At 66.6% G+C, this 24,624-nt stretch carries 22 protein-coding genes; 12 read left to right on the top strand and 10 right to left on the bottom strand.

Annotation, left to right across the window (positions count from 1 at the left end; all coding sequences use genetic code 11):
- Positions 1-18: 18 nt before the first annotated feature.
- Complete coding sequence (locus GRX31_RS09375; RefSeq protein ID WP_016446273.1) at positions 19-1,527, bottom strand: YdgA family protein; 1,509 nt, start codon at positions 1,525-1,527, stop codon at positions 19-21.
- Positions 1,528-1,916: 389 nt separating this feature from the next.
- Positions 1,917-2,819 carry an alpha/beta fold hydrolase gene (locus tag GRX31_RS09380; protein ID WP_160852346.1) on the bottom strand — a complete coding sequence of 301 codons (903 nt, stop codon included), beginning with the start codon at positions 2,817-2,819 and terminating at the stop codon, positions 1,917-1,919.
- Between the two features lie 133 nt (positions 2,820-2,952).
- Here GRX31_RS09380 and GRX31_RS09385 point away from each other — a divergent pair, with 133 nt between their 5' ends.
- A complete protein-coding gene (locus tag GRX31_RS09385; RefSeq protein WP_160852348.1) occupies positions 2,953-3,849 on the top strand; it encodes a LysR family transcriptional regulator in 897 nt (298 codons plus the stop codon).
- A gap of 150 nt (positions 3,850-3,999) precedes the next feature.
- A complete protein-coding gene (locus GRX31_RS09390) occupies positions 4,000-4,581 on the top strand; it encodes a peroxidase-related enzyme (RefSeq protein ID WP_013801997.1) in 582 nt (193 codons plus the stop codon).
- Here GRX31_RS09390 and GRX31_RS09395 read toward each other — a convergent pair.
- On the bottom strand, positions 4,550-6,043 hold the full coding sequence (locus GRX31_RS09395) for an aminotransferase-like domain-containing protein (RefSeq protein ID WP_160852350.1): 1,494 nt from the start codon (positions 6,041-6,043) through the stop codon (positions 4,550-4,552). The two genes, GRX31_RS09390 and GRX31_RS09395, sit on opposite strands and share 32 nt — an antisense overlap.
- Before the next feature lie 96 nt (positions 6,044-6,139).
- On the opposite strand from GRX31_RS09395, the gene GRX31_RS09400 reads away from it, so the two are divergent.
- Positions 6,140-6,934 (top strand): arylamine N-acetyltransferase family protein, encoded by a 795-nt coding sequence (locus GRX31_RS09400; protein ID WP_160852352.1) that lies wholly within the window; start codon positions 6,140-6,142, stop codon positions 6,932-6,934.
- Positions 6,935-6,938: 4 nt separating this feature from the next.
- On the opposite strand, the gene GRX31_RS09405 is transcribed toward GRX31_RS09400, so the two are convergent.
- Positions 6,939-7,943, bottom strand: a complete 1,005-nt coding sequence (locus GRX31_RS09405; protein ID WP_160852354.1) for a LacI family DNA-binding transcriptional regulator — start codon at positions 7,941-7,943, stop codon at positions 6,939-6,941.
- Between the two features lie 229 nt (positions 7,944-8,172).
- On the opposite strand from GRX31_RS09405, the gene GRX31_RS09410 reads away from it, so the two are divergent.
- Both GRX31_RS09410 and GRX31_RS09415 read left to right on the top strand, forming a co-directional pair.
- Complete coding sequence (locus tag GRX31_RS09410; RefSeq protein WP_160852356.1) at positions 8,173-9,141, top strand: Bug family tripartite tricarboxylate transporter substrate binding protein; 969 nt, start codon at positions 8,173-8,175, stop codon at positions 9,139-9,141.
- A 43-nt stretch (positions 9,142-9,184) separates the two neighbouring features.
- On the top strand, positions 9,185-10,342 hold the full coding sequence (locus tag GRX31_RS09415; RefSeq protein WP_160852358.1) for an L-talarate/galactarate dehydratase: 1,158 nt from the start codon (positions 9,185-9,187) through the stop codon (positions 10,340-10,342).
- Positions 10,343-10,348: 6 nt separating this feature from the next.
- Here GRX31_RS09415 and GRX31_RS09420 read toward each other — a convergent pair whose 3' ends face one another.
- The 4 genes from GRX31_RS09420 to GRX31_RS09435 all read right to left on the bottom strand — a co-directional run bounded on the left by GRX31_RS09420 (position 10,349) and on the right by GRX31_RS09435 (position 16,960).
- Positions 10,349-11,695, bottom strand: a complete 1,347-nt coding sequence (locus tag GRX31_RS09420) for a sigma-54-dependent transcriptional regulator (protein ID WP_160852360.1) — start codon at positions 11,693-11,695, stop codon at positions 10,349-10,351.
- Entirely contained in the window at positions 11,692-13,572 is a 1,881-nt protein-coding gene (locus GRX31_RS09425) for a sensor histidine kinase (RefSeq protein WP_133073555.1), read from the bottom strand. Before GRX31_RS09425 ends, GRX31_RS09420 begins: the two co-directional genes overlap by 4 nt.
- Positions 13,573-13,618: 46 nt before the next feature.
- Positions 13,619-14,926, bottom strand: a complete 1,308-nt coding sequence (locus GRX31_RS09430; protein WP_016446285.1) for a dicarboxylate/amino acid:cation symporter — start codon at positions 14,924-14,926, stop codon at positions 13,619-13,621.
- 459 nt (positions 14,927-15,385) lie between these two features.
- The gene (locus GRX31_RS09435) at positions 15,386-16,960 is read right to left on the bottom strand and encodes a methyl-accepting chemotaxis protein (protein ID WP_160852362.1); all 1,575 of its coding nucleotides are present in this window, start codon (positions 16,958-16,960) and stop codon (positions 15,386-15,388) included.
- A 259-nt stretch (positions 16,961-17,219) separates the two neighbouring features.
- On the opposite strand from GRX31_RS09435, the gene GRX31_RS09440 reads away from it, so the two are divergent.
- From GRX31_RS09440 to GRX31_RS09460, 5 genes are all read left to right on the top strand, one after another.
- The gene (locus GRX31_RS09440) at positions 17,220-18,203 is read left to right on the top strand and encodes a MerR family transcriptional regulator (RefSeq protein WP_160852364.1); all 984 of its coding nucleotides are present in this window, start codon (positions 17,220-17,222) and stop codon (positions 18,201-18,203) included.
- Entirely contained in the window at positions 18,164-18,796 is a 633-nt protein-coding gene (locus GRX31_RS09445; RefSeq protein ID WP_160852366.1) for a lipocalin family protein, read from the top strand. Before GRX31_RS09440 ends, GRX31_RS09445 begins: the two co-directional genes overlap by 40 nt.
- Positions 18,793-19,842, top strand: coding sequence for an FAD-dependent oxidoreductase (locus GRX31_RS09450; protein ID WP_160852368.1), 1,050 nt, complete (start codon positions 18,793-18,795; stop codon positions 19,840-19,842). Before GRX31_RS09445 ends, GRX31_RS09450 begins: the two co-directional genes overlap by 4 nt.
- 20 nt (positions 19,843-19,862) lie before the next feature.
- Entirely contained in the window at positions 19,863-20,042 is a 180-nt protein-coding gene (locus tag GRX31_RS09455) for a DUF2256 domain-containing protein (RefSeq protein WP_013801983.1), read from the top strand.
- A gap of 100 nt (positions 20,043-20,142) precedes the next feature.
- On the top strand, positions 20,143-20,751 hold the full coding sequence (locus tag GRX31_RS09460; RefSeq protein ID WP_034366698.1) for a DUF4337 domain-containing protein: 609 nt from the start codon (positions 20,143-20,145) through the stop codon (positions 20,749-20,751).
- 86 nt (positions 20,752-20,837) lie between these two features.
- On the opposite strand, the gene GRX31_RS09465 is transcribed toward GRX31_RS09460, so the two are convergent.
- A complete protein-coding gene (locus GRX31_RS09465) occupies positions 20,838-21,329 on the bottom strand; it encodes a hypothetical protein (RefSeq protein WP_160852370.1) in 492 nt (163 codons plus the stop codon).
- Between the two features lie 483 nt (positions 21,330-21,812).
- On the opposite strand from GRX31_RS09465, the gene GRX31_RS30530 reads away from it, so the two are divergent.
- The gene (locus GRX31_RS30530) at positions 21,813-22,505 is read left to right on the top strand and encodes a hypothetical protein (RefSeq protein WP_202396538.1); all 693 of its coding nucleotides are present in this window, start codon (positions 21,813-21,815) and stop codon (positions 22,503-22,505) included.
- Positions 22,506-22,513: 8 nt separating this feature from the next.
- Here the strand turns inward: GRX31_RS30530 and GRX31_RS09475 are convergent, their stop codons facing one another.
- Complete coding sequence (locus GRX31_RS09475; protein WP_160852372.1) at positions 22,514-23,302, bottom strand: MmyB family transcriptional regulator; 789 nt, start codon at positions 23,300-23,302, stop codon at positions 22,514-22,516.
- Between the two features lie 152 nt (positions 23,303-23,454).
- Here GRX31_RS09475 and GRX31_RS09480 point away from each other — a divergent pair, with 152 nt between their 5' ends.
- Positions 23,455-24,588, top strand: coding sequence for a metal-dependent hydrolase (locus GRX31_RS09480; protein WP_160852374.1), 1,134 nt, complete (start codon positions 23,455-23,457; stop codon positions 24,586-24,588).
- The last annotated feature ends 36 nt before the right edge of the window (positions 24,589-24,624 follow it).

Here is a 24,624-nt window from a genome sequence, read left to right on the forward strand (position 1 = left end):
CCGAAGGTGGATGGCCGCTTACTGCAGCGCGCCCATGGGCAGGGCGATGGGCTTGCCGTTGAGCGTGACCTGGCCGGCCTGCATCTTGAGCGCGCTGACCAGCTTGTCGCCTTCCAGGCGGGCATAGCCCGTGGCCTGGGCCATGCCCAGCATGCCTTCCACATCCTCGGCCGAGACATCGGGCTTGCCCGATGCCTTGATCAGCGGCTCCAGCCAGGCCTTGGGCAGGCTGGCATTGGCCTGCAGTGCCGAGGTCTTGAGCAGCGCCGGCATCCAGCCGGCCTGGGCGACCTGCTCCTGCGTGGGCGCGCTTTGCACTTCGGCGCCGTACTCCAGGTGGCCGGTCTGGCCCTGGTAGGTGGCCTGCAGCTTCATGGAGTAGGCCGGCAGGGCCGCCACCAGGCGCGGGGCGTTCTGCATCAGCACGCCCATGCCCTGCTCTTCCAGCGACTCCAGTGCCTTGGCCAGGCCCTCCTTGCGGTAGCCCTCGACCATGACGCGCTGGAAGCCGCGCAGCGCCTCGATGTCCAGGCGCTGGATCTTTTCCTCGTAGCCCACGGACTCGAAATCGATGGGGCCGATACGGCCGGTGCCCTTGACCTGGGTGGTCATGCCCAGCGTGGTCTTGTCGGACTCGATGACCGAGCTGCCGTCCACGTTCTTGAGGTCCAGCAGCGTCTTGGCCTCGCCGCCTTCGGCGGGCGTGCTGCTCATGCCGAAGCGGGCGATGCGCACGCTGGCCTTGCCGGGGCCCAGGCCCCACAGGCCGTCGATGACCTTGTTCTCGAAGCTGCTTTCCAGGCCCGTGAGCACGATGCTGGTGCGCTCCACCGGCGCTGCGGCCGGCTGGGCGGCGATGGCCTCGTCGTTGTCGGATTCCTCCTCCTCGCCCTCTTCCTCTTCCACGCCCATGGACTTGTCGCGGCTGGGCAGGCCCAGCAGGGCCACCTCGGGCCAGCGCCAGGTGCCCTTGACGCTGCCACCGCCCAGGGCCGTGTCCAGCACCATTTCCTGCCAGCGCATGGTGACTTCGTTGTCGCCCATCTCGCCTGCAGGCAGCAGCAGGCGCACATCCTGGCCGCCCGTGAAGTGGTGCACGCTGGTCAGCGTGGGAGCGACAGCCTTGGCCAGGGTCTGGCGGCTCTTTTCGTCCAGGCCGTCGAGCGCAAAGCGCGTCTCCGACACCGCTGCCGCCAGGCGGCCACCGGCCAGCGGGCCGTGGCGCACCGTGGTGTCCACCACCAGGCGCACGGGCTTGGGGGCGGCTTCTGCGCCGGCGTCTGCAGCGGCGGGCGCATCGGCCTCGCCAGCCGCAGGCCACTGCAGCACCAGCTTGGCCTGGGACGACAGGAAGCCCTTGTGGTATTCGTCGGTCACGACGGCCTTCTCGCCCAGCACCTTGCGCAATTCGGCCACGGCATCCTTGTAGCCGGACTCGGCCCTTTGGCCCGTATACCAGGTGGTTCCTCCATAGGCCACGACGGCCAATGCCACGGCAGCAGCCACTGCGGTTTTCTTGTTGCTCATTGTGAATATCCCGTGATGAATAAGACCCTCCCCCTCGGGCGGGCCGCGCGACTGTATCAGTTCGGCGTTTCACCATGCATCGGCAATGGGCTGCGCATTGGCCCGCCTGCACCTTGTGCGGTGGTCCCCTATGGGCGCAAGGCGTTGCCCAGCCCTTGCCAGGCCTTGTCTCCAGCGGCTTTCAAGGATTGGGACCTGGGCATTGCATGCGGGCAGCAGGCATGCGGTTTTTTCAATTGCTTACCTTTTCCCGACACGATTGGCATACCAATTGAATCCATGGAGAACGCTATGTCTCCGCAGATATGGTGCGAATGCACCTTTGCCCTCTTTGCCCATTTTTTGTCGGCTTGCCTGAATGCAGTCCCGAAAGCCAGCAATGACCGCACTCACCCGGCCTGCAACAGAAATGGCAGGGCCGCGTCCAGCAGTGCATCGGGCGCCTCCTCGGCAATGTAGTGCCCGCAGGCCAGCGGCCGGCCGCGCACATCGTCGGCCACGAGCTGCCACTCGCGCAGCGGATCGAAGCAGCGGTGCACCACGCCCTCCTCGCCCCAGAGCACCAGCAGCGGCATGGACAGCCTGCGCCCCAGCCGGCGGTCCTCGCGGTCATGGTCCAGGTCGATGCCGGCCGAGGCGCGGTAGTCCTCGCACATGCCGTGCGCGCTGCCCGGCAGCGCCAGGCAGCGCTGGTACTCGGCCAGCGCCCGGGGATCGAAGGGCGCCAGGCCGGCGCTGCGCCGGCCCATGATCTCGCGCACATAGGCGGCGGGGTCGGCCTCGATCAGGCGCTCGGGCAGCGGCGCGGGCTGGATCAGGAAGAACCAGTGCCAGTAGGCGCGCGCAAAGGCCTCGCCGGTCTGCTCGTACATGGCCAGCGTGGGCGCAATGTCCAGCAGCACCAGACGCTGCACGCTGGCGGGATAGTCCATGGCCAGCCGGTGCGCCACGCGCGCGCCCCGGTCATGCGCCAGCACGCTGAAATGCTCATGGCCCAGCCGCGCCATCAACCGCAGTAGGTCGCGGGCCATGGTGCGCTTGCTGTAGCTCACATGCTCGGGATCGCCGGCCGGGCGCGAGGAGTCGCCATAGCCGCGCAGGTCGGCCAGCACCACGGTGGACTGCTGCGCCAGCCGGGGCGCGACGCGGTGCCAGATGGCGCTGGTCTGCGGGTGGCCGTGCACCAGCAGCAGGGCCGGCCCCTGGCCGCCCACCCAGGCGTTGATCTCCACCCCGTCATCGACCGTGATGCGCTGCTGGCGCAGGCCCGGCATCCATGGATCTGTGTGCATCCCGGAGATTCCTTCTACGTTGTTCATGACTGTCAGCCTGCCATGCTAATCAGTAAACCAGGCTGCATAAATAGCAAAATATTGCATTGATCCATCAGTTCAATTTACGAATCAACCATCCACCGCATCCACCATGGACGGCTTTTCCGACCTGCGTTTCTTCTCGCTGCTGATCCGCGAAGGCAGCCTGGCCGCTGCGGCCCAGCAGATGGGCGTGACGCCGCCCGCCGTCAGCCGCCGCCTGTCCCTGCTGGAGCGGCGCCTGGGCGTGCGCCTGCTGCAGCGCACGACACGGCGCATCCACCTGACGCCCGAGGGCGAGGCCTACCTGCTGGACGGCGCGCGCATCCTGGCCGACCTGGAGGCGCTGGAGCGCAGCATCTCGGGCACGCGCGCCACGGCGCGCGGCCCGCTGTCCATTGCCTGCACGCTGGGCTTTGGCCGCCAGCGGCTGGCGCCCGCGCTGTCGGCCTTTGCGCGCGCCTATCCCGAGGTGCAAGTGCAGCTGCACCTGACGGACAGGCCCGTCAACCTGGTCGAGCAGGGCTTTGACGCCGTGGTGCGCTTTGGCGCCCTGCCCGACTCCGGCCTCACCGCCCGCCTGCTGCTGCCCAACCGCCGCGTGCTGTGCGCCGCGCCCTCCTACCTGGATGCCCATGGCGAGCCGCGCCAGCCTGCGGACCTGCAGGCCCACCGCTGCATCGTGATCCGCGAGAGCGACGAAACCTATGGCAGCTGGCGCCTGAGCCGTCGCACGCGCCAGGGCCTGAGCGAGCACAACATCAAGGTCAACGGCGTGATGAGCACCAACGATGGCGCTGCAGCCCTGACCTGGGCACTGGACGGCCACGGCATCCTGCAGCGCTCGCTCTGGGACGTGGCCGCGCCGCTGGCCGCAGGCGCCCTGCGCGAGGTCCTGCCCCAATGGCAGCTGCCTGCGGCCGACATCTACCTGGTGCACGCCACGCGCAGCGAGATGTCGGCCCGGATCCGCGCGCTCACCGGCTTTCTGGGCGACTGGTTTGCATAACGACCTGAGCCGGAGATGGCGCCCGCCTGAGCCCGGGCGCAATCTGCAACCTCGGCGGCAGGCAGGCTGTCATGCGCGTTCACCCCGCGCAGCGCAGGCCATGCGAACATGGCCCGCAACGACAACCACCACACCCAGGAGACAAGACACATGGCCACCGCCCGCTACCCCCAGCCCGAACTGTCCAGCCTGCCCGAGGACATCCGCACCCGCATCCTTGAAGTGCAGGAAAAGGCCGGTTTCATCCCCAACGTCTTCCTGGCCTTTGCGCGCCGCCCTGCCGAGTGGCGCGCCTTCTTCGCCTACCACGATGCGCTCATGCTCAAGGAAGAAGGCAGCCTGACCAAGGGCGAGCGCGAGATGATCGTCACCACCACCAGCGCGGCCAACCAGTGCCTGTACTGCGTGGTGGCCCACGGCGCCATCCTGCGCATCTACGAAAAGCAGCCCTACGTGGCCGACCAGGTGGCGGTCAACTACCGCAAGGCCGACATCAGCGCCCGCCAGCGCGCCATGCTGGACTTCGCCATGAAGGTCTGCGAACGCAGCCATGAAATCTGCGAGGCCGACTTCGAGGCGCTGTACCCGCATGGCTTCGACGACGAGGACATCTGGGACATCGCCGCCATCACCGCCTTCTTCGGCCTGTCCAACCGCATGGCCAGCTTTGCCGGCATGCAGCCCAATCCCGAGTTCTTCCTCATGGGGCGCGTGCCGCGCGAGAAGAAGTAGGCTGGCCGACCTGTGCCCCCTGCCGCGCAGCAGCACCCTCGACCAAACCCCGGCATATCTCCCCCACCTGCCCCACGGCCCCCAGCAGGCGCGGCGTGGGCTCGTTGGCGCAGTTCAGGCGCAGGTGGTTGGGCAGGTCCGAGCGCGATGAGAACAGCGGGCCGGGGCTGACGCCAATGCCCAGCTCCAGCGCGCGGCGGTGCACCTCCAGTGCATTGACCTGGCGCGGCAACTCCACCCACAGCAGAAAGCCCGCGCGCGGGGCAGAGACGCGGGTGCCGGGCGGAAAGCTGGCCTCGACCCTGGCCGTGACGGCCTGCACCCCGGCCTGCACGCGGGACTTGAGACGGCGCAGGTGCCGGTCGTAGTCGCCGCTGGCCAGCACCTCGCTCACGGCGGCCTCCAGCAGCGGCGCACCGGCCCAGTCGCCCGCCAGGCGTACTTGCAGCACCTGGGCATGGAAGCGGCCCGCCGCAATCCAGCCCACGCGCCAGCCCGGCGCCAGGGTCTTGGACACCGAGCCGCAATACAGCACGTTGCCGCTGCCGTCGAAGGCCTTGCAGGCCGGCGGGCGCTGTCCGTCGCCCGCAAGGTCGCCATAGACATCGTCTTCGATCAAGGGAATGCCCGCCTGCTCCAGCAGCGCCACCAGGGCCTGCTTGCGCTCCACCGGCATGCTGGCGCCCAGCGGGTTCTGCACGGTGGGCGATGCCAGCACGGCAGCCGGCCGGTGGCGGGCAATGGCCTCGGCCAGCGGCTCCAGCAGCAGGCCTTCGCGGGGATCGGTGGCAATCTCCAACGCCTTCAGGCCCAGGTCCTCCAGCAGCAGCAGGCTGCCGAAATAGGCGGGCCGCTCTACGGCCACGACATCGCCGGGCTTGCACACGGCGCGCAGGGCCAGCCGCACGGCCTGGGTGGCGCCTGCCGTCAGGACCAGGTCGTCGGGGCCGAAGCGCGCACCCCATTGCGCGGCCCGGGCCGCGATCTGGCCGCGCAGGTCGGCGCGGCCCGGCGGCATGCTGTAGGTCTGCCCGTGCGCGTCCAGGCGGCGCCCGGCGGTCTGTAGCGCGCGCTGCAGCCGGGCCGTGGGCAGCCAGGCCGGATCGGGCAATGCCGCACCCAGCGGGATCAGGCGCGTGTCGGGACTGCTGAACAGCGAGCGGGCCAGGGCCGACAGGGTCACGGGCACGGGGCGCGACGACGGGCGGGACGCCTGCAGCGCCGCGCCGCCGGTTGCCTGCCGCACAAAGTAGCCCGAGCGCGGGCGCGCGACGATCAGGCCCTCGGCCTCCAGGCAGCGCAGCGCCTCCAGCGCGGTGGGCAGGCTGACCTGTTCGCGCTCGGCCAGGCTGCGGGCGGAGATCAGCCTGTCGCCGGGGCGCAGTGCGCCGCAGGACAGCGTCTGGCGCAGGGCCTGGGCAATGCGGCGGTACTGGGGCAAGGGTTCGTTGTTGGAGGGCATGCCAATCTGTACAGGTCAGTTTTCTTGGATTCTGCTTATACAGGCATTGATGGCCCCGATTTATCGTTGCAGCCATCAAGCAACCCGAGGAAACCCATGCAAGCCAGCAATTTCGATCTCCAGGCCTACTTCCGCCGCATCGGCTTCAGTGCCGGGGACTCCGCCCAGGCGAATGCCGCCACCCTGCATGCGCTGATGCGCCACCAGTTGTTCGCGGTGCCTTTCGAGAACCTCGACGTGCAGGCCGGCAAGATCGTCTCTCTGGTGCCCGAAGACATTGCGGGCAAGATCCTCGGCGGCGCCCGGGGCGGCTACTGCTACGAGGTGAACGGCCTGTTCGCCATGGCGCTGCAGGCCCTGGGCATTGCCTACCGCTTTGTGGCGGCGCGGCCCATGTTCTACCCTGCCCGCCGCCCCCGCACCCACATGGCCCTGGTGGCCGAGGTCCAGGGACGGCGCTGGCTGTGCGACCTGGGCTTTGGCAGCTACGGCATACGCGCCCCCATGGCCCTGGACGTGCTGGACACCGAGGTCCGCCAGGACGGCGACACCTTCCGCCTGAGCCTGGACGACCAGGGCGAGTACCTGCTGCAGGCCCGCGTGGACGGTGAATGGGCCAACCAGTACGCCTTCAACCTGTCGCCCCAGGAGTGGGTGGATTTCGCCCCCGCCAACTACCTGAACTCCACGCACCCGGACGCCATCTTCGTGCAAAAGCGGGTGGTGGTGCTGCACCAGCCGGCCGGCCGCATGATCCTGGTGGGCGACGCGCTCAAGACCATCACGGCCAGCGGCACCGAGACCAGGCAGCTGGCCCCTGATGAAATCCAGCACGTGCTGGGCAGCCTGTTCGGGCTGGCGACCGAGCGCCAGGCGGCTGCCCTGTGCTGAGCCTCTAAGCCAGGCGGGTCGAATCCCGCTCGATCAGCTCGAACCCCAGGTCGAACGCCGAGCGCCCGGCACTGCGGCCCTGGCAGCGTGCCAGCACGAGTTCGGCGGCCAGGCGGCCTATGCCCGGCCCGTCCACATGCACGGTGGTCAGCGACGGCAGCAGATGGGCCGCGAAATCGGCATTGCCGAAGCCCGAGACGGCCAGATCCACGGGCACGCGCAGGCCGCGCGCCTGGGCTTCCACCAAAATGCCGTGGGCCAGCATGTCCGAGCTGCAGACCACAGCCTGCAGATCGGGCTGCTGCACCAGCAACTGGCCCAGCGCCTGCCGGCCCAGCTCCAGGCTGCCGGGCGCGGACACGGTGACCGTGGGCACCTCGCGGCCCCAGGCTGCAAGAAAGCCCTCGCGCCGCTGCTGGGCCCGGTGGTCGCTGCCCGTGGCCATGCCCACGCGCTGCAGGCCACGCGAGAGGAAATAGCCGGCCAGCGCGCTGCCCACCTTCAGATGGGAAAAGCCCACCACCATGTCCAGCGGCCGGTCGCTGAAGTCCCAGGTTTCCACCACGGGAATGCCGGTCCTGCGCAGCCGCTCGCGCGCCTTGCCGGACTGCACCAGGCCCATCATCACAATGCCGTCGGGCTGGCGCCCGATCATGGCGTTGAGCACCTCCTCCTCGCGCTGCTCGTCGTAGAAGGTCTGGCCCAGCAGCAGCTGATAGCCCTCCTGCGCCAGCGTGGCCGTCAATGACTGCACCGTGGGCAGGAACTGCGACACCGACAGCGCGGGCACCACGCCGGCCACCATGCGGCTGCGGCGGGACTTGAGCCCGCCGGCCAGCAGGTTGGGGATGTAGCCCGTGGCCTCCACGGCCTGGCGCACGCGCTCGCGCGTCTTCTCCGAAACGATGGAAGGATTGCCCAGGGCGCGCGAGGCCGTGATCAGCGAGACGCCGGCCGCCTCGGCCACGTCGTGCAGCGTGGCAGGCCTGGGGGGTGTGGGTGTGTTCATGGGCAAGCGCGATCGCGGGCGGGTATCGGGGACGGGCCTGAAGATAGCAGACCGCCCTCCACGCACGGGCGCCAGGCCTGCCCTGCATCGCAGAAATCGTGATTGACAGCCAAAATGACAACGATATCATTTTGCTGAAAGCGCAAATCCTTGCATCTACAAAACGGCATCGGCGCTTTTTCATTTCCCCGGAAATGACAACGATGTCATTCACAAATCAGGAGACAAGATGAATCACATTCTTCGTGCCATGGCGCTGGCCCTGGCCTTACTCGCTGCTTTTTCTGCGTCGGCCCAGGCCTGGCCAGACAGGCCCGTCACCCTGGTCGTGCCCTTCCCCGCCGGCGGCTCCACCGACCAGGTCGCGCGCGCCGTGGCGCCCAGGCTGGGCGAAAAGCTCAGGCAGTCCTTCGTGGTGGAGAACAAGGCCGGCGCCACGGGCACCATCGGCGCGGCCGTCGTGCAGCGCGCGGCGGCGGACGGGCAGACCTTTCTCGTCACCTCGCTGGGCCCGCTGGTCATCGTGCCCCACCTGATCAAGAACCTGCCCTACGACGCGCTCAAGGACTTCGACCTGATCACCGTGGCCGTGCAGTCGCCCAACGTGCTGGTCGTGCCTGCAAGCTCGCCGCACAAAAGCGTGGCCGACGTGGTCTCCCACCTCAAGGCCCATCCGGGCAAGATGAGCTTTGCCTCGGCCGGCCACGGCTCCAGCGACCACCTGACGGCCGAACTGTTCTGGCAGCAAACGGGCACCCAGGGCGTGCATATCCCCTACAAGGGCGGCGCGCCCGCCCATGCCGACCTGATCGGCGGCCAGGTCGATGCCTCGTTCCAGAACATCAATGCCGTGATCCAGCACATCCGGGCCGGCAAGATGCGCGCCCTGGCCGTGACCAGCCCGCGCCGCTCGCCCGTGCTGCCGGACCTGCCCACGCTGGCCGAGGCCGGGGTGAAGAACGTGGAGGTCGCCTCCTGGCAGGCCATCGTCGCGCCCAAGGGCCTGCCGCCTGCGCTGCGCGACAAGGCCCATGCGGCCTTTGTCGAGGCGCTCAACGATCCCCGGGTGCGCGAGCAGTTCGTCTCCATCGGCTACGAGATGGTGGCCGGCACGCCCCAGCAGTTCGCCGAGTTCCAGCGCCAGGAATACGCGCGCTGGAAGTCGGTCATCGAGGCCGGAAAGATCAGCATCGACTGATGCCTGCCCCTGTCCTTTTCCCAACCACCGCACTCCCGCAGCCATGACTTCTTCCGCGCTCTCCGAAACCACCAGCCAGGACCGCATCCAGTGGATACGCCTGTCGTCCTGCTACCTCCCCCTGGCCCGGCCCATCAGCGATGCCAAGGTGCTCACGGGCCGCCAAAAGCCCATGACCGAGGTCGCCATGCTGTTCGCCGAGATCCAGACCCGCGACGGCCACTGGGGCCTGGGCCTGAGCTACGCCAAGCGCGCAGGCGGCCCCGGCCAGTTCGCCCATGCCAGCGAAATCGCGCCCACCCTGCTGGGCGAGGACCCCAGCGACATCGCACGGCTGTGGACACGCATGTGCTGGGCCGGCGCCTCCGTGGGCCGCAGCGGGCTGGCCGTGCAGGCCATCGCGGCCTTCGACGTGGCGCTGTACGACATCAAGGCGCGCCGCGCGGGCCTGTCGCTGTCCAAGCTGCTGGGCTCGCAGCGCGAATCCGTGCGCTGCTACAACACCTCGGGCGGCTTTCTGCACACGCCGCTCGATGAGCTCAAGCGCAACGCCAGCGCCTCGCTGGAGCGCGGCATTGGCGGCATCAAGCTCAAGGTGGGCCAGCCCGACTGCGCGATGGACATACGGCGTGTGGAGGCCATGCGCGCCCACCTGGGCGATGCCGCGCCCATCATGGTCGATGCCAACCAGCAATGGGACCGCCCCACGGCCCAGCGCATGTGCCGTGTCTTCGAGGAATTCAACCTGGTCTGGATCGAGGAGCCGCTGGACGCCTACGACCACGAAGGCCATGCCGCGCTGGCCGGGCGCTTCGACACGCCGATCGCCACCGGCGAGATGCTGACCAGCGCCGCCGAGCATGGCGATCTCATACGCCACCGCAGCGCCGACTTCCTCATGCCCGACGCGCCGCGCGTGGGCGGCATCACGCCCTTCCTGCAAATCGCCGCCCAGGCCGAACTGGCCCACCTGAGCCTGGCGCCCCACTTCGCCATGGAACTGCACGTGCACCTGGCCGCCACCTGCGCCAACGAGCCCTGGGTGGAACACTTCGACTGGCTGGAGCCGCTGTTCAACGAACGCCTGGAAATCGCCAATGGCCGCATACTCGTGCCCACGCGGCCGGGCCTGGGACTGAGCCTGAGCGAGCAGGCGCGGCGCTGGACGCGCGAAAGCGTGGAGTTCGGGGAGCGGGGTTGAGGGTGCCTACCCATCCAGCCCGTACTTGCGGATCTTGTCGTGCAGCGTGGTCTTGGGCATGGACAGGGCTTCGGCCGTGCGCGCCAGGCTGCCGGCGTGGCGGCGCAGGGCGTCGGCGATGAGGGCGCGCTCGAAGGCCTCGACAGCGGCGGACAGCGGCCGGGGCGCGGTGTCCTGCGCGGTGGTGCCGGCCGGCTGGCCGAAGGGGGGCGAGCCGGTCTCGATGCCCAGCACCGTGCGCTCGGCCACGTTGCGCAGCTCGCGCACGTTGCCGGGCCAGTCATAGCCCAGCAAATGCTGCACGCGCGCGGTGGTCAGCTCGGGCACGGGCCGCTGGTGGCGCGCGGCGCCCTGCAGCGCGAAGTGCTCGAACAGCAGCGGCACGTCCTCGCGCCGCTCGCGCAGCGGCGGCAGCGAGACGGTGGCCACGTTCAGGCGGTAGTAGAGGTCGGCGCGGAACAGGCCCTGCCTGCTGAGTTCGAGCAGATCCACCTTGGTGGCCGCGATCACGCGGCAGTCGATGGGAATGAGGGTGTTGGAGCCCAGGCGCTCCAGCACGCGTTCCTGCAGCACGCGCAGCAGCTTGATCTGCATGGGCAGGGGCATGCTCTCGATCTCGTCCAGGAACAGCGTGCCGCCGCTGGCGTGCTCCAGCTTGCCGATGCGCTTCTTGCCCGCGCCGGTATAGGCGCCGGCCTCGCTGCCGAACATTTCGCTGTCGAACAGCGTGTCGGGCAGGCCGCCGCAGTTGACCGCCACGAAGTTGCCTTCGCGCCGCGCGCTGGCTTCGTGCAGGCAGCGCGCCACCAGTTCCTTGCCCGTGCCGGTCTCGCCCTGGATCAGCACATCGGCCGCGCTTTGCGCCAGCCCCGTGAGCATCTGGCGCAGCTGGCGCATGTTGGGCGCGCGGCCTATCAGCCGGTGCTCCAGGCTGTCGCGTTGGTCCAGCTGCTGGCGCAGCGCCCGCACTTCCAGCACCAGGCGCCGGCGCTCCAGGGCGCGGCGCACGGCGCCGACCAGGGTTTCGGGGGCGAAGGGTTTCTGGATGAAGTCCTGGGCGCCGTCCTTCATGGCCTGCACGGCCATGGAGATGTCGCCGTGGCCGGTGATCAGCACCACGGGCAGCTCGGCATCCATGGCCACCAGTTCGCGCAGGAAGGCCATGCCGTCCATGCGCGGCAGGCGGATGTCGCTGACTACGATGCCCGCGAAGTCGCGCGACAGGCGCCGGCGCGCCTGCTCGGCGCTGCCCACGCTTTCGCAGGCGATGCCTTCGAGCTGCAGCGCCTGCTCGCAGCCGAGCACGATGTCGGGGTCGTCCTCGATGATCAGGACTTTGAGGGCGTCGGTCATGGTGTGTCGGCAGAGGGTGTGGAGGGAGCCAGGGCCAGGCTCAGCGTGAAGACGGCGCCGCCGCCCGGATGGTTGCTGCCCGTCAGCGTGCCGCCGCATTCACGCACGATGCCGGCCGACAGCGCCAGCCCCAGGCCCAGGCCCACGCCCTCTTCCTTGGTGGTGAAAAACGGCTGGAACAGATGGGCCTGCGCCGCTTCGCTCAGGCCCGGCCCGTGGTCGCGCACGGTGACCTGGGCGCGGCCATCGGCCACGGCGCAGGCCAGCTCCAGGCAGGGCGCGGGCTGGCCGCGCATGGCGTCCAGGGAATTGTTGATCAGGTTGATCAGCACCTGCTCGATGCGGTTGCGGTCGCACCAGGCCACGGCCTCGGGCACGCCGTCATCGCGCAGGATGCGGGCGCCGGTCTCGGCCACGCGCGACTCCAGCACGGCCAGCGCATTGTCCAGGGCACGCGCCAGCGACACGGCCTGGCTGGCGCCGCTGGACTTGCGCGCAAAGTTGCGCAGCTGGCCGGTGATGCGGCCCATGCGGTCGGCCAGCTGCGCCATGCGCTCCAGGTTCACGCGCGTGGTTTCGGTATCGCCGCGCTCCAGAAAGCGCTGGCTGTTGCCGGCCAGGGTGCGCAGCGCCGTCAGCGGCTGGTTGAGTTCATGGGCCACGCCCGTGGACAGCTGGCCTATCACGGCCAGCTTGCCGGCCTGCACCAGTTCGTCCTGGGCGGCACGCAGCGTGGCCTCGGCGTGGGTGCGCTCGGCCACCTCGGCCTGCAGCGCCTCGTTGGCGGCCGACAGGTCGGCCGTGCGCTGCTCCACCTTGCGCTCGAGCTCGTCGTGCGCGGCCTGCAGCGCCTCGCGCGCGGCCAGCCGGTCGCGCAGGTGGCGGCGGCGCTCGTTGACCATCATGGCCAGCAGCAGCACAAAGGCCGCGCCCACGGCCGCGGCCAGCGCGCGGCTCTGGGCCAGCTGGTCGACCTGCTCCAGGTGCGAGAGCACGGTGATCGTCCAGGGCGTGCCCGGCAGCTGGCGCGACTGGGCGAGGAAGCGGCCGCTGACCGGGTAGACCGAGCCCGGCGATTCCTCGCCATGGCGGGCAATGCGCACCAGGCGCGCGCCCTGGCCCAGGTCGCGCAGCACCTGCAGGCCCAGCGGCTCCAGCGCGCGGCGGTTGTACTGGCGCGTGTGGTCGAAGGCGGCGCGCGTGCCCTCGTCCAGCGTGCGCAAGGTGGTGAATTTCCAGTCGGAGACCGTGCCCAGGATGACGACGCCGTTCTCGTCGCCCACCAGCACGGGCGCCTCCACCGTGGACCACGATTGCTCCAGCTGGTCCAGGCTGACCTTGACCACGGCCACGCCCAGCGTGTGGGTGTCGTCGCCCAGGGTGGAGGCCAGGTAGTAGCCGGGCTCGCCGCGCGTGGTGCCAATGCCGAAGAAGCGCGCGCTGCCCGTGGCCATGGCCGTGCGGTAGTAGGGGCGAAAGCTCAGGTCCTCGCCCATGTAGCTGTCGGAGCGCCGCCAGTTGCTGGAGGCCACGACATGGCCGCGCGCATCGACCAGGTAGGCGGTCAGCGTGCCCGCGCGGTCGTTGAGCTGCTCCAGGTAGGCGTTGACGCGGTTGGTGAGCTGCTCGTCGCCGGGCTCGGCCAGCAGCCTTTGCACATTGCCTTCCAGTGCCAGCACGTCGGGCAGGAAGGCGTACTTGCCGATCTCGCGCTGCAGGCTGGCGCCGTACAGCTCCAGCCGGTGCATGCCCGTGGCACGCAGATCGGCGATGCCCAGCCGCTGCGCCATCAGGTACGCACCCCAGCCGCTCAGCCCGCTCAGGGCAAGCCACAGCAAAAGCAGGATGAGCTGGCGCAGGGGGCGGCGGGCGGGCATGGTGAAGGCACCAATGTTATCAGTGCCCCCCAGCGCCGCCTGGGCCTCAGGCCGAGACAGCGGGCCGCCCTTCCTGGGAGTGCTCCATGGGCAGCAGCGACTCGTCGTCGTCCGTGGTGGCATTCGGATCGACCGCGCCTTCCCACTTGGCCACCACGGCCGTGGCAATGGCATTGCCCAGCACATTGGTCAGCGTGCGGCCCATGTCCAGGAAATGGTCGATGCCCAGGATCAGCAGGATGCCGGCCTCGGGCAGGCCGAACATGGGCAGCACGGCGGCCACCACCACCAGCGAGGCGCGCGGCACGCCGGCAATGCCCTTGCTGGAGACCATCAGCACCAGCAGCATGGTGATCTGGGCCGTCAGTGTCATGTCGATGCCGTAGGCCTGGGCGATGAAGATGGCCAGGAAGGTGGTGTAGACCATGGAGCCATCGAGATTGAACGAGTAGCCCAGCGGCAGCACGAAGCCGATGATGCGCGGCTTGATGCCGAACTTCTCCAGCTGCTCCATCAGCTTGGGATAGGTCGATTCGCTGCTGGCCGTGGAAAAGCCCACCAGCAGCGGGCCGCGGATCAGGTTCAGCAGGCGGAAGATGTCACGGCCCAGCACGACGTAGCCGGCCACGATCAGCAGCACCCACAGCGTGGCCAGGGCCAAGTAGAAGCACAGCATGAACTTGCCGAACACCGACAGCATGCCCAGGCCATGGATGGTGATGGTGCCGGCCACGGCACCGAACACGCCCACGGGGGCGAAGCGCATCACGTAGTCGGTGACCTTGAGCATGATGTGGACCACTTCGTCCATCAGGCCCACCATGGAACGCGCGGCCTGGTTGTGCAGGTTGCCCAGCGCAATGCCGAAGAACAGCGCGAACACCAGGATCTGCAGCACCTCGTTGGTCGCCATGGCCTCGAAGATGTTCTTGGGGAACACGTGGGCGATGAAGTCCTTGAGGTTCAGCGCCGAGGTCTTGAGGTTCAGGCCCTCAGCCGACGACGGCAGGGCCACGCTCAGGCCATGGCCGGGCTGCAGCACGTTTGCATAGATCAGGCCAATGGCCAGCGAGCAGAACGAGGCCACGATGAACCAGCCCAGCGCGCGGCCGCCGATGCGGCCCACGGCCTTGGCGTCGCCCATGTTGGCCAGGCCCGACACCAGGGTGGCGAACACCAGGGGCGCGATGATCATCTTGATCATGCGCAGGAAGACATCGGTGAGGATGCCGAAGTAGCTGGCGATTTCCTTGGCGGCCTCGGGCGTGGGCGCGTAGCTGTTGCAGGCATAGCCCACCAGCACGCCGAGGACCATGGCCACGAGCACCATGGTGGTCAAGCGATTGAATTTCATGCGGATTTTTTCGTTGGACGTATTTCGGTCTTGCAAGCGAGCCCGGTCCGCCGCAGCCCCCGGGCCTCTGCCGGATGCCATTGCGAAGACGGGCTTGTCTCCCTGCACACACAACCACGACGCACGTGGCCTGCGCCTGACAGTGCACAGACCGTGCCAGCCGCATCCGGCACCTGCGCCGCGCGCTAACTGCTTGATTCGCCTATATCGACCTTACTTTTATGCATAAGGTGGAACGGAAATCCGAACAATGAAATGCAGGCGCCGTTCGGAAAACCGGATGGCGCGACCTGCGGGCTCCGGCCCTCCCGGGCCATGGCGCAACTGTTTGAACGCCGGCCGGTGCCCCGGGCAGGACGGCAGCAGCGGCTGATGCTCCGGCTCCTGTAGAGGGGCCCGCTCTCCCAAAGTCCCGCACCGCGTCTTCACCAGGTGCATCAACCCTGCGCCATCCCTGCCTCAACCCTGCGCTTGAGGCCCCAGGCGGAAAACGCTCACGGACTGCACAAGGTCATGCGCTTGCTGGCGCAGGCTCGTGGCTGCCGCCGCCATTTCCTCCACCAGGGCCGCGTTTTGCTGCGTCGCCTGGTCCATCTGCGTGACCGCCTCGCCCACTTGTGCCACGCCGCTGCGTTGTTCGGCAGAAGCCGCGCTGATCTCTCCCATGAGGTCGGTGACGCTGCGTATGCTCATCACCACTTCAGCCATGGTGCCCCCCGCGCGGTCGGCCAGCACAGAGCCCTGCTCGACCCGCTCGACGCTGTCGGAGATCAGGGCCTTGATCTCCTTGGCCGCCGCCGCGCTACGGCCGGCCAGGCTGCGGACCTCGGAGGCCACCACAGCGAAGCCGCGGCCCTGTTCACCGGCACGCGCAGCCTCCACCGCAGCGTTCAGCGCCAGGATGTTGGTCTGGAACGCGATGCCGTCAATGACGTTGATGATGTCGGCGATGCGGCGCGAACTTTCACTGATGCCCTTCATCGTGTCCACGACCTGGGTGACCACCTCGCCCGCCTGCCCGGCCACGCCGCTGGCCTGCTGCGCGAGCGCGTTGGCCTTGCCCGCGCCATCCGCATTCTGGGTCACGGTGGCTCCGAGCTGTTCCATGGAGGCCGCAGTTTGTTCAAGCGCGCTGGCCTGGCTTTCGGTTCGCGAGGACAGGTCGGTGTTGCCCTGGGCAATCTGCGTGCTTGCACTCGCCACGGATTCGCTGCCGCTGCGCACGACGGCCACGACCTGCGATAGCGCATCACTCATCTCGCCGAGGCTGCGCAGCAGGGTCCCCACTTCATCATGGGTGGTGGCCTCCACCCGCTGCGTCAGATCCCCGCTTGCCACCGCGCGTGCCACCTGGATGGCCCGGCCGATGGGAACCGTGATGGAGCGCGTGACCCAGGTACCCAGCAGAGCGGCCAGCACAACGGCCACCAGCGCGCCCCCCAGCTCGAACGCCAGCGTCATTGCCGCCAGCGACTCGGTGCGCGTCAGGCGCTCGGCCATGAGCTCCTCCTCCTCCCGCACCAGGTCCGCCTGCAGTGCGCGCAGCCCATCCATGGCCGCCTTCTCGCGCCCCAGGGAGAACTCGCGAACCAGATCCTCGACCGTCGCCGTGCCGTCCTGAACTTGCCGCCGTAGCGCCTGCAGCGGCTGCACCGCCTGCACGAATTCACGGTGGCGCAGCCGGATTCCGTCGAGCCGGCGCTGCTGGGCGGGGTTGTCCTCGGTCAGGCGTACGGCCTCCTGCCAGGAGGCCTCGAACTCCTTGAGTCCTTCATCCCAGGGGGCCAGAAAACGGGAGTCGCCCGACAGGAGATAGCCCCGCGAGGCCGTCTCCATGTTGACCATGCCCGTGAGCATGCGCTGTCCCTGGGACATCACCTTGAAGGTGTGCTCGTTCCATTGCTGGGCCTCCTTGAGCCGGGCCTGGCTGCTCACGGCCAGCGCGATGACAAGAAGAAAAATGGCGATGACGCATGCGAAGGCAGCTGCGAGACGGCGGGCCAGTGGCCAGTTGGACAAATTCATGATGATCATCGGTACGGACTGCGTAGCCGGAAAGACTGCACACGGGCGCGGCGATCACGATGTCAAGCCTCGCCTGCGCCTGGGGCCGTCATCTCCTGGCCGGGATCTACAGAGCACTCGCGCCAGCGGCTGCCGGGTGGCGGCCAGCGGGCCTGTGCTTTGTTTCTCTATGTAATATATTGGACAAAACATATTTTTGTCCTAGACAATTCGCAAAATCCCTCAAAACATTCCGGCCATGGCCGGACGTTTTGTTCCCTTCAGATCAATGACGCCACTTTCTGACCCCCTGCCTTTGGCGCCTGGCCCCGGGCTGCCCATCTCGGCCGTCGAACGCGAGACCGGACTTGCCAAGGACACCCTGCGTGTCTGGGAAAGACGCTACGGCTTTCCAAGGCCTGAACGGGATTCGGCAGGCGATCGCCGCTACCCGGCAGACCAGGTTCGACAACTGACCCTGATCCGGCGGCTCATGGATACGGGGCTGCGCCCCAGCAAGCTGATGGGCGTGGATCTGGACGGCCTGCAGGCGCTGCTGGCCCGCGCCGACACCTCGCCAGCCATGAATTTGTCCAGGACAAATTCAGAGAATGCAGCAGACTCTGACCGCTTCGCACCCATGCTCAACGCCATTGCCGCACATGATCCCGCCCAGCTCAGGCATTGCCTGAGCCTGGCCCAGTCGCGCATGGGCCTGGCCGGTTTCGTGACCACGCTCGTGGCCCCGCTGACCACGACGGTCGGTGAATTCTGGGCACAGGGGCGTTTTGAAGTGTTCGAAGAGCACCTGTACACCGAGGTGCTCACCGGCGTCTTGAGGCAGGCGATCGCCTCGCTCATCCCGCCTTCCCCGCCGCCCGCGCCCAAGGTGTTGCTGACCACGCTGCCGCAGGAGATGCATGGACTGGGCCTGCTCATGGTCGAAGCCCTGCTGGCCCTGGAAGGCTGCAACTGCGTATCGCTGGGCACCCAGACGCCCATCGGCGACGTGGCACAGGCCGCGCGGGCGCATCGCGCCGACATCGTGGGGCTGAGCTTCAGCAGCGCCCACAACGGAGCGATGGCGCAGGCTTGCCTGGGCGAGCTGCGCAGCCACCTGCCGCCGGCCATCGAGTTGTGGGCCGGTGGAGCATGCCCGGCGCTCTATTCCAACCCTGTCACGGGCATCACGCCGGTGCGCCATCTCACGGATCTGCAACCGCTGGTCGCCCGATGGCGGCAGACGACAAGAACATCAAGGACATACGCATGAACTTTCCCGCCCCCCGCCCCGTCTTCATCGCCAGGCGGCGCACCCTGCTGGCAGCGACCCTTGGCGCCGGCCTGCTGGCCAGCGGTTGCGCCAGCATGCGCCCGCCAGGCTCGGTCACGCCCGTCTCACCGTTCGACCTGCAGCGCTACCAGGGCCTGTGGTACGAACTGGCACGGCTGGACCATGGTTTCGAGCGGGGCATGACCGATGTGACCGCCGAGTACACGCCGCAGGCAGACGGCAGCGTGAAGGTGGTGAACCGGGGTTTTTCCGTGCCCCGGGGCCAGTGGCAGCGCGCCGTCGGCAAGGCCTTGTTCACGGGCAAGCCGGACACGGCTTCGCTCAAGGTCTCCTTCTTCGGTCCGTTCTACGGCGGCTACCATGTGGCCGCCCTGGACCCTGACTACCGCTGGGCGCTGGTCCTCGGGCCGGACACGCAGTACTGCTGGATACTGGCCAGGGAGCCGAAACTGCCCCCGCAGACCCTGCAATCCATCGTCGCCAAGGCCGCGGAACTGGGCGTCGATACCGGCGCGCTGATCTGGGTCAGCCATGATCGGCACCAGGAAGCGCGCAGCCAGGAGGCCTTGTGAACAGCCTGCCCCCCGTCGCGGTGATCGGCGCAGGAATGGCGGGTTTGGCCTGCGCACAGTTGCTGGCCGAGGCTGGCTGCCGCGTGGATATCTTCGAGAAAAGCCGAGGCCCATCCGGGCGCATGAGCACACGGCGCGCGCAGGATCTGCAGGGTGCGTGGCAGTGCGATCACGGCGCCCCATCGTTTGCAGCCCAGGACCCGGAGTTTGTGCAGGAGGTGCGCCAGTGGGAGCAGCACGGCGTTGTCGCCGCCTGGCGTCCGCGCGCAGTGCGCCTGCAGGGCACAGACGCGGTGCCCGCAGAGGCAGGCCCCGACCGCTGGGTGGGCGTGCCGCGCATGACCTCTCCCGCAGCGTTTCTTGTCCAGCGGCTTGGACAGCAGGGGCATGGCGTACGGCTGCACCTGCAGGCCACGGTGCAGCATTTGCAGCACGGGCCGGCCCGCTGGACAGTGCACTGTGCCGAACAAGGGCAGATGGGGCCGGAATACTGCGCCCTGGTGCTGGCAGTGCCTGCACCGCAGGCGGCAGCCTTGCTGGAGCCGGTCTCGCCCTATGCTGCGGCACTGGCCGCCAGCGCACGCATGCAGCCTTGCTGGGTGGCCATGCTGCGCACCGACGCCCCCCTGCCGCTGGACTGGGATGCGGCAGAAATCACGGATGGCCCGCTGTGCTGGGTGGCACGCGACAGCGCCAAGCCAGGACGGCAAGGGCAACAAGGGCAGCAGACCTGGGTACTGCATGCCAGTGCACGGTGGAGTCAGGATCACATCGAGTCGGACGCTGAATCCGTGGCCGGGCAACTGCTGCAGGCATTCGAGGCCCTGGCCGGCTCTCTGTCCGACTCTCTGCCAGGCGGCCTGCGCGTCACTGCCCACCGCTGGCGCTATGCGCTGCCGGCACCCCACCTGGTCAACCGCTGCTGGTGGGACGCGCCTGCGGGCCTGGGCCTGTGCGGCGACTGGATGTGCGGCGCAGGCGTCGAAGGCGCCTGGCTCAGCGGACGGGCGCTGGCCCGGCGCGCCCTGGCCACGCTGACGCGCTGAACTGCAGGAACGCCCGCGCCATGCACAAGAAGCCCCACCTTCCCTCCAAGCTGTGTGCGTGCTGCGGTCTTGCGTTCACATGGCGCAAAAAATGGGCACGTGATTGGGACGAGGTCAAATACTGCTCGCAGCGCTGCCGCACCGCGCGACTGCCGCCTGATCCCACTCCCCCATCTGCAGGCCGTCAGCCAAGGCGCTGACCTCCAAGCAGGCCATGCGCCCCGCACATTCTGGAGCCCTGGATTGCCGCCAGGCCGGCCCCATAATGCGCCACCCCATTGCATCAAGGAATTGGCACCTATGTCTTCCGGCGGCTTTCACGTCCACGGCCCACACGATCACGAACTCGAACATGCTGCCCAGGGCGAGCATGGCCACACCGCCCATCACGGCATCGGCGGCGGCAGCCTGACCAACCAGATCGCCATGTGCACGGCAGTCATCGCCACGGTGGGCGCCATCTTCGCGTACATGGGCGGCGCCACCCAGGCCAATGCCGGGCTGTACAAGAACGACGCGGCCATCAAGAAGACCGAAGCGGCCAACCAATGGGCCTTCTTCCAGGCCAAGAGCACCAAGCAATCGCTGTCCGAGTTCGCGCGTGATCTGGCGACCACGGAGGACAGGCGGGCGGCCTACCAGGCCAAGGTGGAGCGCTACGAAAAGGAAAAGGACGACATCAAGCGCGATGCCGACCGCCTGGAAGCCGAGGCCCGGCAATGGGACGAGAAGTCCGAGATGCAGATGCACCTGCATCACCGCTGGGCGCAGGCCACCACCGCGCTGCAGGTCGCCATTGCCCTTGCAGCCATCGCGCTGCTGACCAAGAAGAAATGGCTGGAGTACGCCATGCTCGGCGTGGCAGCGCTGGGCCTTGGCGTGGGCGGGCTGGCCATGCTGCACATCTAGAGCGTGTGGCAAAGCCGCAAAGCTGCATATCCGCCTTGGAAGGCAGCTGTGAAACAGCCCCCTGATTCCCCGGCCTTGCCTGCGGCTCAGTCCTCGCTGGGACGGGGGTAGCCGGCCTCTGCCCAGGCTTGCGCAGACGTCCGGGTGAGCTGATGGTCCGGCCTGACTCCCACCCTGGCCAGCTCGCTGCCGTCGGCGGCAGTGGCGGTGAGCGTGGCGCTGGGATTGTCTTCATCGGGCTCGATATCCAGAGAGACGGTCACGCGTGACCCGCCCACCATGATCTGCACATCCTTGTGCAACTGCGCTGCCAGATGCTGCTCATGCCGGCGCATCACCTCGTGCGCCGTCTTCACGAGCGTGTTGAAGGCGGAAACGTCCAGCGGCTTGGGATTTTTCTTGTCGCGGCCCATGGTCCACGGGCCGACCAGGCTTGGCTCCGCCTGGCCGTCCTGGGTCATGGCAACGGCCCAGCCATCGTCGTCTTCATTCTTGATGACGCGGGCCTCCCAGCCGTTGTGATGCCAAAGGCGGTCTTCGAAGATTGAGACGACTTCTTGTTCGAGTTCTGCGGACATGTCCAGACCCTTCCCTTGTGGAAACTATCGAGCCCGAAATTCTACTGTCTATCCATACAGTTCGCGCGCAGAGGTCTATTGCGCAAGCGGCGGCTTCCACGGGGCCATGACACCCGGCAGATACGGTAGCCACGGCAGTCAAAGCGGGCGTGCAGGCTGGTCAGCGGATGGAGCGGCGATTTGCGCCAAGAACGGAGTCTGTGGTCTGCACCTGCTGGTGCTGCCGTACTTTTGCATGCAACTCCGCACAAGGGGCGGCCTCCGGACCACGGGTGCCTCTGGATATTCTGGCTCGCTCACTACCGGTGGCGATAAATCTGATAGGTAGTTCAGGCCATACCAGGATAATAAATTGGATTGAGAAAAATCTTAACAATCAGGATACTGCATGCATTGCGTGGAATTTCTCCTGCATGACGAAGCGCATTAGCCAATTGGAACGGCACATCATCTCACAATGATCTATTGAAATGGAGTTCATTCATGATGACGAAGTGGACAGACAATGGATTTTTCAATCTCACCTGCAATTCGCATCTGAGAAATGCCAGGCACGCCATAGCCATTGCCATTGCTTTCTCGGAAATGGTTTTAGCGCAAGAAGTGATTTTCGCGACGCAAGCATGGGGCGACTCCCCTGAAATGACGCCCATCGCAGTTCCCGAATCCCACCATCAGGTCAGCCGCCGCTGGGTCACCCAGGATGGCGTGCCCATGATGCTGAACCGCTATGAGCGACGTGATGGACGCAATGCAGGCCTGGAAGGAGAGCACATCAGCACCCTTGTCACCAAAGACGGGAAATTCAAGGGCTTCATCCATCTTTCCAGAGACATGATAGGCAAGCCTTTGCCGAACCGTCAGCACAGCGAGCGGATAGCGAGAGACTTTTTGACCGCTGTGGCTCCAGATCTTCTGGCCAATATGCGTATCACCTCTATTGCGGCCTACCACAAACCCCTGCGCATCAACCGCGCAGGCAAAAATGAAAGCCTCCAGGTTACCGGCATGCGGCTCAAGGCACGCAATACAGCCGACGGAAGCTGGTTCTGGGTCGTCATCGGCAGCGACGGAAAGCCCATATCCTTCGAGCGCGATGTGGGTTGGTCCAACCTCCTGTTCAGGCGCAGCAGCGAATATTGGCTGCACGATCCATGGCTGAAGATGCAGCCTTGAGCATTGCGCTAGGCATCCATATAGGCGAAAAGATGCGCGCCAGGAAGGTCGGGGATGGCCAGGGCGGTAAAGTCATAGGTCTTCAGCCCCTCAACCGGGTGAATGAGGTTTTTGCGGCCTCCACGTGTGTCCCTCACCTCAGGCTGACCCCACAGATGGCGAAAACGCTCGCTGTGGCATTCCAGATCCGCAACCAGCCGGCCTATGCGAGCCTGCTCAGGATAGGCCGCTGCCTGGCGGCGGAATGCACGCAAAAAGTAGTCCGTCAGATGCAGCCAGTGCTCGTCATCGGGGCGTGGACGCGTGACGAAGGTGGTCCACAGAAGGTTGCGGGGATAGTTGGGATGTTCCTCGTTCAGGCACCACAGTTGGGCGGCAGAGCGATTGGAGGCCAGCACATCCCAAGCAGCATCAAGTACATAGGCAGGGTCGGGTTCCATTTTGTCGATGATGCGCAAGATCGTGGCCGGGACCTGGGAAGTGTATTGCGGCTGCCGCATGGCGGGGCTGCGGCCTGCCAGCGCATAGAGATGGTCCCGCTCTGCGGGGCTGAGCAGGAGCGCCTTGGCAAGACTGGCCAACACGTGCTCCGATGCACGCACATCTCGGCCTTGCTCCAGCGCGATATACCAATCTATGCCCACCGCGGCGCGCTCTGCCACTTCCGTGCGGCGAAGACCACTAACACGGCGTCGTCTACCGGAAGCCAGCCCCACATCTTCCGGTGTCAATGCCTCGCGTTTCGCGCGTAGAAATCTTCCCAATTCCAGGCTGGAGGCGAAGAGAGGGAGCGTCATGGTAGTACCTCTGATACTAGGATATTTTTTTGCATTTCAAGCAATGGCAGTTTTTATCATAATGCCAGCAAATCTGCAAAATAATCTCAATTATTTTCATGAAAATGCTCTTCACAAAGCCATCCTTCATCTAAACAAAGGCAGCACTCCGAATGGACTCAATTACGCAAGCACTATTGGGTGGAGCGATACAGGGAGCAATGCTGGGTAAGAAACAAGGGCGTCGCGCGCTTCTATATGGAGCTGTTTTGGCGACCGTGCCAGATCTTGACGCATTGGTGCAATATGGCGACCCGATATCCAACATGACTTACCATCGGGGATTTTCCCATTCACTATTTGTGCTGACGGCCCTAGCAGCATTGCTCGCGTGGCTGATACGTAAAGGCTGGCCCGACGGCCCTTACAGCAGCAGACAACTTTTCGTAACGCTATGGCTCGTGCTTGTCACGCATCCGCTACTGGATTCTTTCACGATTTACGGAACTCAGTTGTTCTGGCCTCTTCCATTGACACCCGAAAGCTGGTCGGCGATTTTCATCATAGATCCGGCATATACGCTGCCCTTGCTGATTGCCGTGGCATGGGCATCCCTCAAGGGATTCTCAACCCGCATCAACCATGTGCTTGTCGGCGCCCTGTTCTTGACTTCCATCTACCTGCTTTCCGGGCTCAGCGGCCGCATGCTGGCGGAGCAGCGCGTGCAGGCGGCCCTTCGGACCCAGGGCATCGTGGTCACGCAGTTGCGCGCTGTGCCCATGCCTTACAACATACTGGTCTGGCGCGTCCTGGCCAAGTCGCCAGATGGTCATTACTACGAGGCCATCAGCAGCGCCTTCGATCGCGCACCGCCTGAATGGATACGTCATCCACGAGGCCTGGACCTGGGACACGCCCTGGAGACCATGGCGCTGCACCAGAGACTGCAGTGGTTCACCGACGACTGGCTGCGCTATGAGCTGGTCAATGGGATGCTGATCGTCAGCGACCTGCGCATGGGAATTCCCGGCCTGTACAGCTTCCGCTTCGTGATGGCCCACTGCGACTCCTCCGGTAGCCTGGTTCCCGTCACGCCCAGTGCCTGGCCCAGCCGCATGGCCGGCGGGGCGGAAGCACGACTGATCTTTCAGCGAATTCTGCACCAGCAGCCCCCGCTGCCCCTGCGTGAATGGGCGGTTCGGAATCTCGGGAATACTGACGAGCTTCCAAAGGCGTGCCCGGGCCGTGGCACCCAGGCAAGGTCCGTACAAGATACGCACGACCGAGCGGATGCACTGATCCATTGATTTGCAATAAGGCACAAATCTGTCTCTTCTCAGTTC

The sequence above is a fragment of the Delftia sp. CH05 genome (assembly GCF_009827015.1).
GTDB lineage: Bacteria > Pseudomonadota > Gammaproteobacteria > Burkholderiales > Burkholderiaceae_C > Comamonas > Comamonas tsuruhatensis.